General features: G+C 71.9%; 14 protein-coding genes. 8 read left to right on the top strand and 6 right to left on the bottom strand.

Features of this window, described 5'->3' with window-relative positions; genetic code table 11:
• Positions 1-17: 17 nt before the first annotated feature.
• The 4 genes from LNW72_RS14945 to LNW72_RS14930 are packed head-to-tail and all read left to right on the top strand — an operon-like array spanning position 18 to position 5,626.
• Positions 18-1,028 (top strand): ComEA family DNA-binding protein, encoded by a 1,011-nt coding sequence (locus tag LNW72_RS14945; RefSeq protein WP_250975875.1) that lies wholly within the window; start codon positions 18-20, stop codon positions 1,026-1,028.
• Positions 1,029-1,087: 59 nt separating this feature from the next.
• A complete protein-coding gene (locus LNW72_RS14940) occupies positions 1,088-3,637 on the top strand; it encodes a ComEC/Rec2 family competence protein (protein WP_308401947.1) in 2,550 nt (849 codons plus the stop codon).
• A gap of 43 nt (positions 3,638-3,680) precedes the next feature.
• Positions 3,681-4,343 carry a helix-turn-helix domain-containing protein gene (locus tag LNW72_RS14935; protein ID WP_250975874.1) on the top strand — a complete coding sequence of 221 codons (663 nt, stop codon included), beginning with the start codon at positions 3,681-3,683 and terminating at the stop codon, positions 4,341-4,343.
• A gap of 2 nt (positions 4,344-4,345) precedes the next feature.
• A complete protein-coding gene (locus LNW72_RS14930; RefSeq protein ID WP_250975873.1) occupies positions 4,346-5,626 on the top strand; it encodes an MFS transporter in 1,281 nt (426 codons plus the stop codon).
• 38 nt (positions 5,627-5,664) lie between these two features.
• Here LNW72_RS14930 and LNW72_RS14925 read toward each other — a convergent pair whose 3' ends face one another.
• From LNW72_RS14925 to LNW72_RS14915, 3 genes are all read right to left on the bottom strand, one after another.
• Positions 5,665-7,113: an APC family permease gene (locus LNW72_RS14925; RefSeq protein WP_250975872.1), complete on the bottom strand. Its 1,449-nt coding sequence runs from the start codon at positions 7,111-7,113 to the stop codon at positions 5,665-5,667.
• Positions 7,114-7,324: 211 nt separating this feature from the next.
• On the bottom strand, positions 7,325-7,837 hold the full coding sequence (locus LNW72_RS14920; protein ID WP_250975871.1) for a pyridoxamine 5'-phosphate oxidase family protein: 513 nt from the start codon (positions 7,835-7,837) through the stop codon (positions 7,325-7,327).
• 125 nt (positions 7,838-7,962) lie between these two features.
• The gene (locus tag LNW72_RS14915; RefSeq protein ID WP_250975870.1) at positions 7,963-8,214 is read right to left on the bottom strand and encodes a hypothetical protein; all 252 of its coding nucleotides are present in this window, start codon (positions 8,212-8,214) and stop codon (positions 7,963-7,965) included.
• Between the two features lie 57 nt (positions 8,215-8,271).
• On the opposite strand from LNW72_RS14915, the gene holA reads away from it, so the two are divergent.
• Positions 8,272-9,258 (top strand): DNA polymerase III subunit delta, encoded by a 987-nt coding sequence (gene holA, locus LNW72_RS14910; protein ID WP_250975869.1) that lies wholly within the window; start codon positions 8,272-8,274, stop codon positions 9,256-9,258.
• Positions 9,259-9,337: 79 nt separating this feature from the next.
• Here the strand turns inward: holA and LNW72_RS14905 are convergent, their stop codons facing one another.
• Both LNW72_RS14905 and rpsT read right to left on the bottom strand, forming a co-directional pair.
• Entirely contained in the window at positions 9,338-10,189 is an 852-nt protein-coding gene (locus tag LNW72_RS14905; RefSeq protein ID WP_250975868.1) for a hypothetical protein, read from the bottom strand.
• A gap of 203 nt (positions 10,190-10,392) precedes the next feature.
• Entirely contained in the window at positions 10,393-10,659 is a 267-nt protein-coding gene (gene rpsT / locus LNW72_RS14900; protein WP_250975867.1) for a 30S ribosomal protein S20, read from the bottom strand.
• A gap of 208 nt (positions 10,660-10,867) precedes the next feature.
• Here rpsT and lepA point away from each other — a divergent pair, with 208 nt between their 5' ends.
• The 3 genes from lepA to hemW all read left to right on the top strand — a co-directional run bounded on the left by lepA (position 10,868) and on the right by hemW (position 16,209).
• On the top strand, positions 10,868-12,754 hold the full coding sequence (lepA, locus tag LNW72_RS14895; RefSeq protein ID WP_250975866.1) for a translation elongation factor 4: 1,887 nt from the start codon (positions 10,868-10,870) through the stop codon (positions 12,752-12,754).
• A 254-nt stretch (positions 12,755-13,008) separates the two neighbouring features.
• Positions 13,009-14,895: an AMP-dependent synthetase/ligase gene (locus LNW72_RS14890; protein WP_250975865.1), complete on the top strand. Its 1,887-nt coding sequence runs from the start codon at positions 13,009-13,011 to the stop codon at positions 14,893-14,895.
• 81 nt (positions 14,896-14,976) lie between these two features.
• Positions 14,977-16,209, top strand: coding sequence for a radical SAM family heme chaperone HemW (hemW, locus tag LNW72_RS14885; protein ID WP_250975864.1), 1,233 nt, complete (start codon positions 14,977-14,979; stop codon positions 16,207-16,209).
• A 55-nt stretch (positions 16,210-16,264) separates the two neighbouring features.
• On the opposite strand, the gene LNW72_RS14880 is transcribed toward hemW, so the two are convergent.
• The gene (locus LNW72_RS14880; protein ID WP_250975863.1) at positions 16,265-17,098 is read right to left on the bottom strand and encodes a DUF3097 domain-containing protein; all 834 of its coding nucleotides are present in this window, start codon (positions 17,096-17,098) and stop codon (positions 16,265-16,267) included.
• Positions 17,099-17,135 lie beyond the last annotated feature (37 nt).

Genomic DNA, 17,135 nt, shown 5'->3' with positions numbered 1-17,135 from the left:
CCGCCTAGTTTCGCGGCATGGGAACCACAGCGCTCACCACGATCAGCCGCCGCCGCAGTCACCTCCAGGGCAATCGGGGCGTTCAGCACCTCCAGGGGACGGTGGCGGAGCGCGCCGCCGCGCTCTTCGATCCACCGGACCCGCGCCCTGACCCGCGCCCTGACCCGCGCCCTGACCCGCGCCCGGATCCTCCACCGTCACCGGTCGCTGCTCCCGCCGCCTCGGCGGCTGCTCCTTCCACTGCTCCTTCGGCCTCGACGTCGGTGCCGGGGCCTGAGGGCGTGGCGCGGTTCCGGGCGACTCCTGCCGAGCGGTTACGTGCCTTCCGCGGCTGGCTGTATGTGCGCTGCGGGCTGGAGTTCAGGACCGCCGTCGCGCTGCTGGTCGTCCTGGCCGTCGCCGTCGGCTTCGCTGTGCAGCACTTCTGGACCGGGCGGCCGCGGACGGTCTCGGCTCCGGCGCGGATCGACGGGCCGTCGCCCGGCGCTTCCCTGACCCCGATGCGGGGGCCGGGGTCCGCGCCGGGCTCCGGGCCGGAGGGATCCCGGACGGACGGCTCCGGGCCGCCCGGGTCCGTGCCGAACGTGCCCGCCGCGGTCGGGGCGGCGAAGACGGTCCTGACGGTGGACGTCGCGGGCAAGGCACGGCGTCCCGGGCTGCTCAGGCTGCCCGCCGGGTCGCGGGTGGCCGATGCTCTCGCGGCGGCCGGCGGGGCGCTCCCGGGGACGGACACCAGCGCGCTGAACCTCGCCCGGGTGCTCTCCGACGGTGAGCAGGTCGTCGTCGGCGGACCGCCCGCGCCCGCCGCCCCGGGGCCGGGCGGCGGTGCCCCCGCCGGTCCCGTGAGCCTCAACTCGGCGACCAGCGCCCAGTTGGAGACCCTGCCGGGTGTCGGGCCGGTCCTGGCGCGGCACATCCTCGACTACCGCGCCCAGCACGGCGGCTTCGCCTCCGTCGACCAGCTCCGCAATGTGACCGGCATCGGCGACCGGCGCTTCTCCGACCTCAAGCCCCTGGTCCAGCCGTGACCGGTCCCAGGGCGGGCCCCGGCGCGGGCGCGGGGCGCCGGGCGGATACGGCGGGTGCCGTGGCGCGTTCGGCGGTGCACGCGTCGGCGGCATCACCGCTCGGGGCGTCCAACCCGCACCAGGAGGGGCCCGCGGATCTGCGACTCGTGCCGCCGGCCCTCGCCGCCTGGTTTGCGGCGGCGCTCGCGCTGGGGATGCCGGGTGAGGTGGCGGCCTGGTGCGCGGTGGTCACCGCTGTGATGGGGGCGGCGCTGCTGGCGGCCGGACGGGGGCGGCCTGCGGCCGGTCTGGCGGCGGCCACCGCCACCGCGCTGCTGTGCGCATCCGCGGCGACGGCCGTCGCGGCCCTGCACGCGGCCGACGGTCATCGCGGGCCGCTGCCGGCACTGGCCGCCGAACATGCCCACGCCGTCGTCGAGTTGAGGATCACCGGTGATCCGCGGCCGACCCTCCCGCACGTCCGGGGCGCGGCCCGCGCCCCGGACGCCGTGATCGTCGAGGCGGAGGCCGTCCGGGTCACCGCGCACGGGGTGACCACGAAGGTCCGCACGCCGGTCCTGGTCATCGCCGAAGCGGTCGCACCGCGCAAGCCGGCGCGACGGTGGCCGGGACCGGGTGCGCGCCCGGCCGGGCAGGTTCCCGCGGATGGCCGGGTGCCCGCGGCGTCCGCCGATCCGTGGCTCGGGCTGCTGCCGTCCACCCTGGTCACCGTGGCGGCACGGATCGCACCGCCGGTCCTGCCCGGCGATCGGAACGCCGCCGTGCTGTCGGTGCGCGGGCCGCCGCACGTCAGTGGCCCGCCCACCACGACGCAGCGCTTCGCGGGGCGGCTCAGGGCGGGGCTGCGCGTGGCGACGGACGGGCTGCCGTCCGATGCGCGGGCGCTGCTCCCCGGGCTCGTCGTCGGGGACACCGTGCGGCTCAGTCCGGAACTGCGCGAGGCGTTCCATGCCACGGATCTGACGCATCTGACAGCGGTCTCCGGTTCGAATCTGACCATCGTCCTGCTGTTGCTCATCGGTCCGCCCGGCCTCGCCATCCGCGCGGAGCGACGTGGGCTCGCCCCGCGGATCGGGATCCCGCTGCGCACGACCGCCGTTCTCGGCGGGCTGCTCACCGTCGGGTTCGTCATCGTCTGCCGTCCCGATCCGAGTGTGCTGCGGGCCGCCGCCTGCGGGCTGATCACGCTGCTGGCGATCGGTACCGGCCGCCGCCGCGCCCTGCTGCCGGCGCTGGCCGCGGCCGTGCTGCTCCTCGTCCTCTACGACCCCTGGCTCGCCCGCTCCTACGGATTCCTGCTGTCCGTGCTGGCCACCGGCGCGCTGTTGACGATCTCTCCGCGGTGGAGCGCGGCTCTGCGCCGCCGTGGGATGCGGCCGGGGCCGGCCGAGGCGCTGGGCGCTGCGGCTGCCGCGCAGGCGGTCTGCGCCCCGGTGATCGTGGTGATCGCCGGGCAGGTGAGCCTGGTCGCGATCCCCTGCAATCTGCTCGCGGAACTGGCGGTGGGGCCGGCCACGGTGCTCGGGTTCGGCGCGCTGGCCGCCGCGCCCTTCGCGATGCCGGCCGCCGAGTGGCTGGCCTGGCTGGCCGGGTGGCCCACCGGCTGGATCGCGGCCGTCGCCCGGCGGGGCGCGGCTCTGCCCGGTGCCGGGATCGGCTGGCCCGGCGGGTGGGGCGGCGGCCTGCTGCTCGCCGCGCTCACCGTGGCGGTGGTCACGACGGGCCGCCGGCTGGTGGCCCGCCCATGGCTCTGCGCGGCCGTCGCGCTCCTGCTGCTGCTCGCCGTGCTGCGGCCCGTCCAGCTCCCACGCGTCATCACGGGCTGGCCGCCGCCCGGCTGGCGGCTCGTCATGTGCGATGTGGGCCAGGGGGATTCCCTGGTGCTGTCGGGAGCGGACGGCTCGGCCGTCGTCATCGACGCCGGGCCGGAGCCGGCCCTCGTCGACCGGTGTCTGCGGTCGCTCGGGGTGACTTCGATCGCGCTGCTGATCCTGACCCACTTCCACGCGGACCACGTGGACGGGCTGCCGGGGGTGCTGCGCGGCCGCGAGGTCGGCGCGATCGAGACCACGACGCTGGACGAACCGCCCGAGCAGGCGGCCTTCGTCCGCAGACAGGCGGCCGCCGCGCGGATCCCGGTGGTCCGCGCGGCGGCGGGGGAGCGGCGCCGGCTGGGAGGGCTGGAGTGGCAGCTGCTCTGGCCGCCCGTGACCCCGGGCGAGCTGCCGGACAACGGTCCGAACGACGCCAGCGTCGTCCTGCTGGTCCGTGCGGCGGGGCTGACGTTCCTGCTGCTGGGCGACCTGGAGCCGCCGGCTCAGCGGCAGTTGCTGGCGGCCGTCCCCGGGCTGCCCCGGGTGGATGTGCTGAAGGTCGCGCACCATGGCTCGGCGTACCAGGACCCGGTGCTGCTGGCCCGGCTCCGGCCGCGCCTGGCGCTGATCTCCTGCGGCGCGGACAACCCGTACGGCCACCCGGCGCCGCGCACGGTCTCCGCGCTGCGCGCGCAGGGCGCGACGGTGCTGCGGACGGACACCGACGGGTCGGTCGCGGTGGTGGGGGACCGTGTGGACGATCTCCGGGCCACCGTGGTGGGGAGTGCTATGTAGAGACTTCTTTCTAAAGATTTCTTTCTAAAGGTATCTTTACATCATGACCGAGAGGCAGATACAGCTCACCGACCCGCGCGCTCTGCGGGCCTACGCCCACCCGACGCGGATGATGCTCACCGGCCTGCTGCGCCGGGAGGGTCCGTTCACCGCGACGCGGGCCGCCGAGCTGACGGGGGAGTCCGTCGCCAGCTGCTCCTACCATCTGCGGGTGCTCGCCAAGTTCGGACTCGTCGAGGAGGCGGAGGGCGGCCACGGCCGGCAGAAGCCGTGGCGGGCGACGGCGCGCTTCACGGACTGGCCCGGCTACTCGGACGACCCGGCGGTGGCGGAGGCGGCGGACGCGCTCACCGTCGCCGTCGCCGAGAACTACTTCCAGAAGATGACCAAGGCGCTGGAGACCCGCCGTGAACTGTCGCGCGCCTGGCAGGAGGCGGAGCAGTTCGGCGACAGATGGCTCCATCTCACCCCGGAGGAGCTGGTCGCGCTGGGCGCGAAGGTGGACGAACTGCTGGAGACGTTCGCCGACCGCGACACGGATCCCGCACTCCGTCCCGACGGCGCGGAGCGCGTCTCCTTCCTGCGGATCGCCTTCCTGGACCGGGACACCGCGGCCCCTGCCGGCCATCCGGCCGCAGACGACCCGGCCCCCGGCGACGACCCCGCCCACCAACCCGACCCCGACCCCGACCCCGCAGAGGAGTAGTCGTGAACGTCGCCGAGCGCGTGCCGGCGCTGCTGCGCGAACGCCCGTTCCGCCGGTACTGGACCGGCCAGACCGTCTCGCTCTTCGGCGACCAGGTGTCGTTCCTGGCGATACCGCTCGCGGCCGTCCTGGTGCTGCACGCGGATGCCGCGCAGATGGGCTGGCTCTCCGCCGCGGGTCTGCTGCCGGCCCTGCTGTTCTCGCTGCCCGCGGGGGCGTGGGCCGACCGGCGGGGCAGCAGGCGGCGCATCATGATCGCCGCCGACCTGGTCCGCGCGGCGCTGATGCTCTCGCTGCCCGCCGCCTACGCCCTGGACCTGCTGACCCTCACCCATCTGTATGTGATCGCCTTCGCCGTCGGCGCCTGCAGCGTCGCCTTCGACGTCTCCAACGCCACGCTCTTCGTCTCCCTCGTGCCGCCCGGCCAGTACGTGGACGGCAACGCGCTCGTCAACGGCAGCCGGGCCTTCTCCTTCGTGGCCGGGCCGAGTGTGGCCGGGCTGCTGGTACAGATACTCGCCGCGCCGCTCACGCTGCTCGTCGACGCCGTCTCCTATCTCGTCTCGGCTGGCTACCTGGCCCGCATCTCCCCGGTGGAACCACCGGCCGCCCCGGCGGAGAAGGGGCACTTCACCGCCGGGCTGCGGTTCATAGCGGCCTCCCGCATCCTGCGCCCGCTGCTGGCCGCCGCCGCGACCGTGAACTTCTTCAACTTCGTCTTCCACACCATCGTCGTGCTCTACGCGGTCGGTGAACTCGGCCTGAACGCGGGCATGCTGGGGCTGGTGATCGGCGCCGGGGCGGTCGGCGGACTCATCGGCGCTGCCCTGAGCGGCCGGATCGTCCGGCGGATCGGGATCGGCCCGGCGGTCGTCCTCGGCTTCGCGGTCTTCCCCACCCCGCTGATCCTGGTGCCGCTGGCCGGCGGACCCACCCCGCTGGTCCTCGGCCTGCTCTTCCTCGCCGAATTCATCTCCGGATTCGGGGTGATGGTGCTGGACATAGCCAGCGGCTCCCTGCAGAGCGCCGTCATCCCCGACCGGCTGCGGGCCCGGGTGACCGGGGCGTTCCGCATGTTCAACCACGGCATCCGCCCGCTCGGCGCCCTCGCGGGCGGCGTGCTCGGCACGGCACTCGGACTGCGGCCCACACTGTGGATCGCCACCGTCGGCGGGGTGCTGTGCGTCCTGTGGCTGCTGCCCTCGCCGGTACCCCGGATACGCGAACTCCCGGACCAGGAGGAGATCCCGGCCCGGGAGGCCACAACGATGGAGCCGGCGTGACGCGGCCCTCGCCGCGCCGCCGCACCATCGCGCTGTTCTCAGCCCGCCGTGGCGGGCGCGGGCTCGTCCTCCAGGCCCAGCTGCTCCTCCGGCACCGTGATCACCCAGCGGGTGTCCTGGCGGGGCCGCAGGTAGAACAGCCAGTACAGACAGGCGACGGCCACGATGCCGCCGGTGATCGCGAGGTCCTTGATCTCCTGCACGTACAGGACGTAGGCCATCACCACGATCAGGACCGCCGGGATCACGGGCCACAGCGGCATCCGCCACGCGGGCCGCGACTTGTGCCTGCCGCGCCGTGAGGCGAGGGCACCGATCGCGACCAGCAGATACATTCCGGCGACCGCGACGCCGGTCACGTTGGTGAGCGTGTCCAGCGGCGCGAAACAGAGCGCCGCACCCGGCACGCCGACCGCCAGGGTGGCCACCCACGGGGAGCCGAAGCGGCTGTTCAGGGTGGAGAACGCCTTGTTGACCGGCCGCGGCCAGGCGCGGTCGCGGGCGGAGGCGTAGAGCACCCGGGAGTTCTGGATGACCATGACGATGCCCGCGTTGATGATCGCCAGCGCGATGCACAGGCTGACGAACGTACCCACGGCGGAGTTGCTCCAGGCCTTCACCATCGCCGAGAGGTTGCCCTCGGTCAGGGTCTGCATGTCGGGCGCGCCCAGTGTGATCGCGATGGTGGGGACGATGACGACCACGGCGCCGATGCCCAGCGTCCACAGCACGGTCCGCGAGACGTTCCGGCGCGGGTTCTCCATCTCCTCCGACAGGTACACCGCGGTGCTGAAGCCCTGCAGCACGAAGAGCGCCACGGCCAGCCCCGCGACGATCGCGCCGCCGGTGAGGGCGGCGGTGGCCGGGCTGCCCGGAGCACCGCCCGTAGCCTCGACGACCGGGTGGATGAGCGTGGACGCAGAACGGGAGGAGTGCGAGAAGCCGAGGACGGCGACGACCCCGGCCGCGATGACCTCGAGGACCAGGAAGACGCCGGTGATCCAGGCGTTCGCCCGCAGATCGAGCAGGCCCATGACGGTGGCGAGCAGCATGACGCCCGCGCCCGCCCACTGGGCGTTGATGTGCATGATCGGTTCGAGGTACTCGCCGGTGCCGAGCGCGATGATCGGCGGCACGATCATCACCACGATCAGCGACAGGATGAAGACGACCCAGCCCGCCAGCCGGCCGATCAGCGTCCCGACCATGGCGTACTCGCCGCCCGCGCTCGGGATGAGGGTGCCCAGCTCGGAGTAGCAGAAGGCCACCGCGATGCACAGGACGGCCGCGATCACGATGGTCAGCGCCGTCCCGGTACCCAGATCCCCGAAGAGGCCCGGCACGATGACGAAGAGCGACGAGGCGGGCGTCAGGCAGGACAGCGTCAGCAGCGTGCCGCCGACCACGCCGATGGACCGGGTGAGGGCCTTCGGCGGGGTGACGGGCGGCGCGATGGGGGAGTGCGGAGGACGCAGCGTGTCAGTCATGCGGGGTCCGATCGGATGGTGCTGAGGGGGCTTACCGCCTCCGGTCCAGGGAAAATCGAAGCGGAACGGCCGCTTCATCCCCGGCATCAAACCCCGGGCGCCAAGAACGCGTCAAGAGATTCAGAACAACGAAATCCGTCGTCAATATTGCCGTTCCATGGTGTATGCGAAGCAATGGATCACTCGGGCTATCGAACTCGATAGATTCCTGTTAGAGCAGCCACTGCCCATCGCGCATCAGGTCCCGCTCCTTCAACTCGGCCACGGTGCCCCAGGCCTGGACGGTGTGCGGCTGGACCCGGAACCACAGATAGGACGGTCCGTCGCCGCGCGGATCCCAGTCGCCCTTCGCGGCGAAGGCGTCACCGATTTCGACGGGCAGCTCCGCCGCGGTCAGGGTGCTGGCCGTGGCGTCGATCTGGACGACGTCACGGGTGTGCCCCAGGCAGACCCGCACCAGCCCGCTGTCCCGCAGATTGCGGCCGGTGGGATTCGTACCGCGGGTGGACAGCCACAGCGCCTCGCCGTCCCACAGGAAGAACAGCGGCACCAGGCACGGTGTCCCCTGGGCGTCGGCGGTGGCCACCCATACGTCCGCGTCGTGTTCGAGCCGGTGTAGCGCCTCGTCCTTGCGCTGCTTCAGGCTCCGGGGCCCGTCCGGAAGGGGCGGGACGGCAGCGGCGGAAGAGGCGGAAGGCGTGAGTGGTGCGGCAGGGGTCGTCATGCCCCGGGACGCTACCGAACGCCCGCGGACGCCACCATGGGCCGCGGCCCTACATCTCCGGACCTGGGCCCCGCCCGGCAGATCTCCGGACCTGGGCCCCGTCCGGCATCCGGACACTCGCGGCGCTACTCGCGGGGCTGTTCCCGCCAGCCGTCGAATTCCTCCGCCAGGGCGTGCAGGGCGGCGCCCTCGAGGCGGCCCTCCTCGTCCTCCACCACGACCAGCCACTGGGCGTCCTCGGCGTCGTCCTCGCCGGCCAGCGCGTCACGGACGAGCTGCGGCTCGAAGGGGAGGCCGAAACGCTCCATGGCCGCCTCGGCGGCCTCCTCGGCGGAATCGCGGTCGGGCAGCACCAGGACATGTCGTACGTCGCTCACCGGACCATTCTCCGCCATGGCCGCCGCTGTCAGTACCCCGTGGGATGCTGGTCGGCGATGGCCAGGAAGAGTTCCCCAGACGATCTGCTCGCTCCGCTCACGCTCGCCGTGGGCCAGGAGGACCTGCTGCTCGACCGCGCCGTGCGGGAGGTGATCGTGGCGGCGCGCGCCGCCGACGCCGACACCGATGTGCGCGACCTCGCCCCCGGAGTGCTGCAGCCCGGCACCCTCGCCGAGCTGACCAGCCCCTCGCTCTTCGCCGAGCGCAAGGTCGTCATCGTGCGCGACGCGCACGACCTCGGCGCGGACACGATCAAGGACGTGAAGGCGTACCTGGACGCGCCCGCCGAGGAGATCACCCTGGTGCTGCTGCACGCGGGCGGCGCCAAGGGCAAAGCGCTGCTGGACGCGGCCCGCAAGGCGGGGGCCCGCGAGGTCGCCTGCCCGAAGATGACCAAGCCGGCCGACCGGCTGGCGTTCGTCCGGAGCGAGTTCCGCACCCTGGGCCGCTCCGCGACCCCCGAGGCCACCCAGACGCTGGTCGACGCCATCGGCAGCGACCTGCGCGAGCTGGCCAGCGCCGCCGCCCAGCTCGTCGCCGATGTCGAGGGGACGATCGACGAGGCCGTCGTCGCCCGCTACTACACCGGCCGCGCCGAGGCCACCGGCTTCGAGGTCGCCGACTTCGCCGTCACCGGCCGGACCGCGGAGGCGCTGGAGCGGCTGCGCTGGGCCCTCTCGGTGGGCCAGCCGCTGCCCGGCATCACCTTCGCCCTCGCCTCGGGCGTGCGCGCCATCGGCAAGCTCGCCTCCGCCCCGCGCGGCGCCAACCCCGGCCAGCTCGCCCGTGACCTGGGCATGCCCCCGTGGAAGATCGACCGGGTGCGCCAGCAGATGCGCGGCTGGACCGGCGACGGAGTCTCCGCCGCGCTGCGCGCCGTCGCCGAGGCGGACGCCGCGGTCAAGGGCGGCAGCGCGGACCCCGCCTACGCCCTGGAGAAGGCCGTCGTGGCGGTGGCCCGCGCCGCCCGCGACCGCTCGTAGCAGCCCGGCCGGCTGCTCCTGCGGTCGCGGGCGGTCCGGCAGGTCTCCGGCCGGCCCCGTCGTGCTCCGTCCGGCCCGCTCAGTTCTTCAGCTTGGCCAGCGTCGCGGTCGTGGAGCTCTTCACCCAGCTGGTGACCTCGCTCACCGTCGGCGGGGTCTTGTCCTTGTCGAGCGAGGACAGGTACATGCTCCAGGCCATCTGGTACGTCATCCAGCCGTCCCGTACGGCCAGCGTCACCGAGCGCGAGCCCGACGAGCCGCTGATCGTGTCCTCGGTGACCAGATAGGCCGCGTCACCGAGGCCGGGGACCTTCTCGGCCTTGTAGTCGCCCTTGCGCTGTGTGTAGCTCTCCCACCGCGCCACGAACTCGGCCGACGGATCGGTCACCTTGTGCAGCTGCACCGTGGTGTTCAGATAGGCGTCCGCGTAGCTCGACCCCGACATCTTCAGGTCCATGTCGCAGTACATGTCGTCCAGTGCGTCGTGCTTGAGCGTGTACGTCACCGGGGAGCTGTCGTTCTCCGGGTATTTGCCCTTGAAGGCCGAGACGTCGGTGGCCGTGCAGACATCGGACTGGATCTTGTAGCCCTTGAGGTCGGCGGTCGCGGTGTCCTTGTCCTTCCCGCCGAGCAGGAGCACCCCGCCGCCCCAGAGCGCGGACGCGACCACCGCGCCGACGGCCGCCCACAGCACGGCCTTCCCGGCGCCGGAGCCACCGCCCGGCGGCGGAGGCAGCTGCGGTATCGGCGGACCCTGCGGCCCGTAGTACGACCCTGGCTGGCCCGGCTGCTGCGGTACCTGGTGCGGCGCGGGCTGCGCGTACGGGTTCTGCTGGGCCGGAACCGGCGGCCCGAACCCGGGCGAGGGCTGCGCGGCGGACTGGGGACCCGGATACGGGTAGGCGCTCGGCTGATCAGGCGGCGTCGACATGCCGTGAGGATATGGCAACGCCGAAGGCCCCGCTGCCGTCCCGTGAGGATGGCTGCGGGGCCTTCGGATGCTGCTGTGTGCGCCGCACCCGCGTGGCGAACGGCCGAGCGCGGCGCGATGTCTTTCGGTTGCCGGTCCGGGCGGTAGAGGGGCCGCTGGTTCCGTTTCCGGCGAGCTGGGGCCCAGGGGCCCCGGTCAAACGGTCAGGCCTTGATCGAGGCGACCTTGTGAGCCAGCGCGGACTTCTTGTTCGCGGCCTGGTTCTTGTGGATGACGCCCTTGCTGACGGCCTTGTCGAGCTTCTGCGCGGCCTCGCGGTTGGCGATGGTGGCCTTCTCGACGTCACCGGTCGCCGCGGCCTCGCGGGCCTTGCGGATCGCGGTCTTGAGGGAGGACTTGACCGCCTTGTTGCGCAGGCGCGCCTTCTCGTTGGTCTTGTTCCGCTTGATCTGGGACTTGATGTTCGCCACGAAAGAGCCTTCTCAGGTTCGGGTACTTTGCATAGACACTTGACTGAGCGCCTCGGGTCACAGGGCACGAGGCACAGTGCTCCAGGCTACCAGCCGCCCGCACGACCTCCCAAACCGGTCCCAGGCCTCCAGTCATGGGACGATGGGGGTCAACGTATCGATCCGCCTACAGACGTCAGACGTCAAGCGTCGAGAAACAGGACCCTGCGTGCCCGCGACCCCGATCAATGTTCCGCAGCCGAGCCGTACCGACCCGGCGCTGATCCGTAACTTCTGCATCATCGCGCACATCGACCATGGCAAGTCGACGCTCGCCGACCGGATGCTCCAGCTGACCGGTGTGGTCGATCCGCGGCAGATGCGTGCCCAGTATCTCGACCGCATGGACATCGAGCGTGAGCGTGGCATCACGATCAAGTCCCAGGCGGTCCGGCTGCCCTGGGCGCCCACGGACGGCGACGCCACGGCCCCGACCCACATCCTGAACATGATCGACACTCCGGGCCACGTGGACTTCACGTACGAGGTCTCGCGGTCGCTCGCCGCCTGCGAGGGCACCGTCCTCCTGGTCGACGCGGCGCAGGGGATCGAGGCCCAGACCCTCGCCAACCTGTACCTGGCGCTGGAGAACGACCTCGCGATCATCCCGGTGCTCAACAAGATCGACCTGCCGGCCGCCCAGCCGGAGAAGTTCGCCGAGGAGCTGGCGCACATCATCGGCTGCGAGCCGTCCGATGTGCTCAAGGTCTCCGCGAAGACCGGCGTCGGCGTGGGCGACCTGCTCAACGAGGTCGTGAAGAAGGTGCCGGCCCCGGTCGGCGCCAACATCTCCGAGGCCCCGGCCCGCGCGATGATCTTCGACTCGGTCTATGACTCCTACCGTGGCGTGGTCACGTACGTGCGGGTCGTGGACGGTGAGCTCAAGAAGCGCGAGCGCATCCAGATGATGTCGACCGGCGCGACCCACGAGCTGCTGGAGATCGGCATCTCCGGTCCGGAGATGACGCCCTCCGACGGCCTCGGGGTCGGTGAGGTCGGCTACATCATCACCGGTGTGAAGGACGTCCGGCAGTCCAGGGTCGGTGACACGATCACGTCGCAGTCCAAGGGCGCCACCGTGGCCCTGGGCGGCTACAAGGATCCCAAGCCGATGGTGTTCTCCGGCCTGTACCCGCTCGACGGCTCGGACTACCCGGAGCTGCGCGAGGCGCTGGACAAGCTCCAGCTCAACGACGCCGCGCTGGTCTACGAGCCGGAGACGTCCGCCGCGCTCGGCTTCGGCTTCCGCGTCGGCTTCCTCGGCCTGCTGCACCTCGACGTGGTCCGCGAGCGGCTGGAGCGCGAGTTCGGCCTGGAGCTGATCGCCACCGCGCCCAACGTGGTCTACCGCGTGGTGATGGAGGACCGCTCCGAGCACATCGTCACCAACCCGAGCGAGTTCCCCGAGGGCAAGATCACCTCGGTGTACGAGCCGATGGTGAAGTCGACGATCCTCGCGCCCAACGAGTTCGTCGGCGCGATCATGGAGCTCTGCCAGTCCCGCCGCGGCTCGCTGCTCGGGATGGACTACCTGTCGGCGGACCGCGTCGAGCTGCGCTACGACCTGCCGATGGCCGAGATCGTCTTCGACTTCTTCGACAACCTCAAGTCCAAGACCCGCGGCTACGCGTCGCTGGACTACGAGCCCAAGGGCGAGCAGACCGCCGACCTCGTCAAGGTCGACATCCTGCTGCACCACGACAAGGTGGACGCGTTCTCCGCCATCCTGCACAAGGACAAGGCGTACGCGTACGGCGTCCGGATGGTCGACAAGCTGCGCAAGCTCATCCCGCGGCAGAACTTCGAGATCCCGATCCAGGCCGCGGTCGGCAGCCGCGTCATCGCCCGTGAGACGGTGCGCGCGATCCGCAAGGACGTGCTCGCCAAGTGCTACGGCGGCGACATCTCCCGTAAGCGCAAGCTGCTGGAGAAGCAGAAGGAAGGCAAGAAGCGGATGAAGATGGTCGGCAGCGTGGAGGTCCCGCAGGAGGCCTTCATCGCGGTGCTGTCCACGGACTCCGACGGCGGCGGCAGCGAGAGCAAGGGCAAGAAGTAGTTCTTCGCGTCACACTCCGCGCCCAGGGCGCCCCACCGGAAACGGAGGGGCGCCCTCCGCGCATCCGGCCCGGTTCGCGGGCACAACCCCCACCTGCGACGCGTCCGAAGGATGTACCTGGCACCTACACGATTGGTTACGGTTGCAACGAGCGGCCCTGAGCCCCTTACGCGCCGGGCGATGGGCCTCTACTCTGATCGCGACGCAGAGGTTACTGGTGAGTTAACAGAGCAGGCGCGGGCCCGGAGGATGTCGTGACAGAGACACAGACGCTGATCGAGACCCGACCGCCATCCGTGGCGACACTCTTCCTCGAACGGGTGGAGTCGACTCCCGACGCGGAGGCATACCGCTACCCCGTGATCGACGCGGCCGGGGGCCCGGACAGCTGGCGTTCACTGACCTGGGGCCAGGCCTCGGGACGGGTGTTCGCCATCGCGGCCGGTCTGATGGACCTCGGGATCCGTCCCGAGGAGCGGGTGGCCATCGCCTCCGCGACCCGGGTCGAGTGGATCCTCGCCGACCTCGGAGTGCTGTGCGCGGGTGCGGCCACGACGACGATCTACCCCAGCACCAACGCCGACGAGACGGCCTTCATCCTCGCCGACTCGGGCAGCCGGGTGCTGATCGCGGAGGACGCCGTACAGGTCGGCAAGGCCCGCGAGCGGCGGGCGGAGCTCCCGGAGCTCGCCCATGTGGTCGTGATCGACGCCACCGGCGTCGAGGGCGCCGACGGTTCCGGTGACGGCTGGGTGCTCTCGCTCGACGAGCTGGAGCGGCGCGGAACGGCGTATCTGGAGAAGCACCCGGAGGCCGTCAAGGACGCCGTCGGTGCCATCACCCGCGACCAGCTCGCGACGCTGATCTACACCTCCGGCACCACCGGCCGCCCCAAGGGCGTCCGGCTGCCGCACGACTGCTGGGCCTACATGGCCCGCGCGATCCAGTCGGTCGGCCTGCTCGACGAGAACGACGTCCAGTACCTGTGGCTGCCGCTGGCGCACGTCTTCGGCAAGGTGCTCACCGCCGGCCACATCACCATCGGCCACGTCACCGCCGTGGACGGCCGGGTCGACAAGATCATCACCAATCTGCCGCTGATCCAGCCGACCTACATGGCGGCCGTGCCCAGGATCTTCGAGAAGGTCTACAACGGCGTGGCGGCCAAGGCCCGCGCGGGCGGCGGCGCCAAGTACAAGATCTTCAAGTGGGCCTCGGAAGTGGCCCGCGAGTACGCCAAGGTCACCCAGAACAACCTGCGCCTCACCGGCAAGGCCAGCGCCCCCTTCGGGCTGTCCACGAAGCACGCCGTGGCCGACAAGCTCGTCTACGCCAAGATCCGCGAGGCGTTCGGCGGCAACCTGCGGGCCTGCGTCTCCGGCTCCGCCGCGCTGGCGCCCGAGATCGGCTACTTCTTCTCCGGCGTCGGCATCCACATCCTGGAGGGCTACGGGCTCACCGAGTCCAGCGCCGCCAGCTTCGTCAACCCCGGTGAGTCGTACCGCACCGGCACCGTCGGCAAGCCGCTGCCCGGCCTCGAGGTCCGGATCGCCGAGGACGGCGAGATCATGCTGCGCGGCCCCGGCATCATGCAGGGCTACCACGGGCTGCCGGAGAAGACCGCCGAGGTCCTCGAGCCCGACGGCTGGTTCCACACCGGTGACATCGGCGAGCTGTCCGCGGACGGCTTCCTGACGATCACCGACCGCAAGAAGGACATCATCAAGAACTCGAACGGCAAGTACATCGCGCCCGCCGCGGTGGAAGGCCAGTTCAAGGCGGTCTGTCCGTTCGTCAGCAACGTCCTGGTGATCGGCGCGGACCGCAACTTCTGCACCGCGCTGCTCGCCCTGGACGAGCCGACGATCCTCGGCTGGGCCACCGAGAACGGGCTCGAAGGACGGAGCTACGCCGAGGTCGTCGCCTCCCCGCAGGCCCGCGAGATGATGGAGGGCTATGTGGCGCGGGTCAACGAGGACCTGCAGCGCTGGCAGCAGATCAAGCAGTTCCGGCTGCTGCCCCGCGACCTCGACGTCGAGCACGGCGACCTGACCCCGAGCCTCAAGCTCAAGCGGCCGGTCGTCGAGCGCGAGTTCCAGTCGCTGATCGACGACATGTACGCGGGATCGCGCGAGGCCTGAGACCAGGCCGGGTGAGCCCGGCGGCGGTCCGTCCCCGAGCGGGTGGGACGAGCGCCGCCGCCGGGGGCGGACAATGGGGTCATGCCTTCCGTACTGCCTGATGGTGAGCCGATGCCCGAGGACGGGGCGCTGCCCGCGAGCGCGCTCGCAGGGGCGGGCGCCCGGCCGCTGGGGTTCTATCTGCACGTCCCGTACTGCGCCACGCGCTGCGGCTACTGCGACTTCAACACCTACACCGCGAGCGAGCTGCGTGGCTCCGGCGGGGTCCTCGCCTCACGGGAGAACTACGCGGACTACCTGATCGACGAGGTCCGGCTCGCCCGCAAGGTGCTCGGCGACGACCCGCGCCAGGTCGAGACCGTCTTCGTCGGCGGCGGCACCCCGACGCTGCTCCCGGCCGCCGACCTGGTCCGGATGCTGGCCGCGATCCGCGCCGAGTTCGGCTTCGCGCCGGGCGCGGAGATCTCCACGGAGGCCAACCCCGAGTCCGTCGACCCGGCCTACCTCGCGGAGCTGCGGGCGGGCGGCTTCAACCGGATCTCGTTCGGCATGCAGAGCGCCAAGCAGCACGTCCTGAAGATCCTGGACCGCAAACACACCCCGGGCCGGCCGGAGGCCTGCGTCGCGGAGGCGCGCGCCGCCGGCTTCGAACACGTCAACCTGGACCTGATCTACGGCACGCCGGGCGAGTCGGACGACGACTGGCGGGCCTCGCTGGACGCGGCGATCGGCGCCGGACCCGACCACGTCTCCGCGTACGCCCTGATCGTCGAGGAGGGCACCCAGCTGGCGCGGCGGATCCGCCGCGGCGAGGTGCCGATGACCGACGACGACGTGCACGCCGACCGGTACCTGATCGCCGACGAGCGGTTCGCCGCGGCCGGATTCGACTGGTACGAGGTGTCGAACTGGGCGACGACCGAAGCGGGGCGCTGCCGGCACAACGAGCTGTACTGGACCGGCGCGGACTGGTGGGGCGCGGGCCCCGGCGCGCACAGTCACGTCGGCGGCGTGCGGTGGTGGAACGTCAAGCACCCGGGCGCGTACGCGCAGGCGCTGTCCGAGGGGCGCAGCCCCGGCGCGGGACGGGAGCTGCTGGCGGACGAGGACCGGCGCGTCGAGCGGATCCTGCTGGAGCTGCGGCTGGCGGCGGGGTGCCCGCTGGGGTTGCTGGCGCCGGCGGGGGCGGCGGCCGCGGCGCGAGCGGTGACGGATGGGCTGCTCCAGCCGGAGCCTTTTGCGGCCGGGCGGGCCGTTCTCACGCTGCGCGGACGGTTGCTGGCCGATGCGGTGGTGCGGGACCTGGTCGACTGAGCGGGTGGGGGCCGTGGCGCAAGGGCTGGATGGGGTGCTGCGTGGGCAGGCCGGCTCAGGGGGCCGTGACGAAGTCGATCAGTTCTTCCACGCGGCCCAGCAGTGCCGGTTCCACGTCCTTGTACGTGTGGACCGAGGCCAGGATCCGCTGCCAGGCCTCGCCGGTGGTCTCCCGCCAGCCCAGCGCCTCGCAGACGCCGGTCTTCCAGTCCTGGCCGCGCGGTACGGAGGGCCAGGCGGGGATGCCGACGGAGGACGGCTTCACGGCCTCCCAGACGTCGATGTAGGGGTGGCCGACGACGAGGACGTCGGCGACGCCGGAGACCTGGCTCGCGAGCCGGGACTCCTTCGATCCCGGCACCAGGTGGTCGACGAGGACGCCGAGCCGTGCGTCCGGGCCGGGGGAGAACGCGGCGACGATCGCCGGCAGGTCGTCGATGCCCTCCAGGTACTCGACGACGATGCCCTCGACGCGCAGGTCGTGGCCCCAGACCCGCTCGACCAGCTCCGCGTCGTGCCGGCCCTCCACGTAGATCCGTCCGGCCCGCGCCACCCGGGCGCGGGCGCCCTGGACCGCGATCGAGCCCGACGCGGACAGCAGCGGCCCGCGCTGCGCGCCGGGGCCGCCGGTGCGGGGGCGGACGAGGGTGACGGGTTCGCCGTCGAGCAGGAAGCCGCGCGGCTCCATGGGGAAGACCCGGTGCTTGCCGAAGCGGTCCTCCAGCGTCACGGTCAACCCCTCCGCCGTCTTCTCGCAGCGGACCACCGCCCCGCAGAAGCCCGTCGAGACCTCCTCCACCACCAGATCCGGCTCCGCCGCCACCTCGGGCGCGGGCACGCTCTTCTTCCAGGGCGGGGTGAGGTCGGGACCGTACTCTCTGCTGCGCATGGGCGGATCGTATCCAGGACAGCGTCCTGGGCGGGGG

The organism is Streptomyces sp. RKAG293 (assembly GCF_023701745.1).
Classification (GTDB): domain Bacteria; phylum Actinomycetota; class Actinomycetes; order Streptomycetales; family Streptomycetaceae; genus Actinacidiphila.
This window is presented reverse-complemented; position numbering and strand designations above follow the sequence as displayed.

Coding starts and splice junctions, on each gene's coding strand:
- LNW72_RS14945 (WP_250975875.1), top strand. CDS start 18: ATGGGAACCACAGCGCTCACCACGATCAGCCGCCGCCGCAGTCACCTC.
- LNW72_RS14935 (WP_250975874.1), top strand. CDS start 3,681: ATGACCGAGAGGCAGATACAGCTCACCGACCCGCGCGCTCTGCGGGCC.
- LNW72_RS14925 (WP_250975872.1), bottom strand. CDS start 7,113: ATGACTGACACGCTGCGTCCTCCGCACTCCCCCATCGCGCCGCCCGTC.
- LNW72_RS14920 (WP_250975871.1), bottom strand. CDS start 7,837: ATGACGACCCCTGCCGCACCACTCACGCCTTCCGCCTCTTCCGCCGCT.
- holA (WP_250975869.1), top strand. CDS start 8,272: ATGGCCAGGAAGAGTTCCCCAGACGATCTGCTCGCTCCGCTCACGCTC.
- LNW72_RS14905 (WP_250975868.1), bottom strand. CDS start 10,189: ATGTCGACGCCGCCTGATCAGCCGAGCGCCTACCCGTATCCGGGTCCC.
- hemW (WP_250975864.1), top strand. CDS start 14,977: ATGCCTTCCGTACTGCCTGATGGTGAGCCGATGCCCGAGGACGGGGCG.
- LNW72_RS14880 (WP_250975863.1), bottom strand. CDS start 17,098: ATGCGCAGCAGAGAGTACGGTCCCGACCTCACCCCGCCCTGGAAGAAG.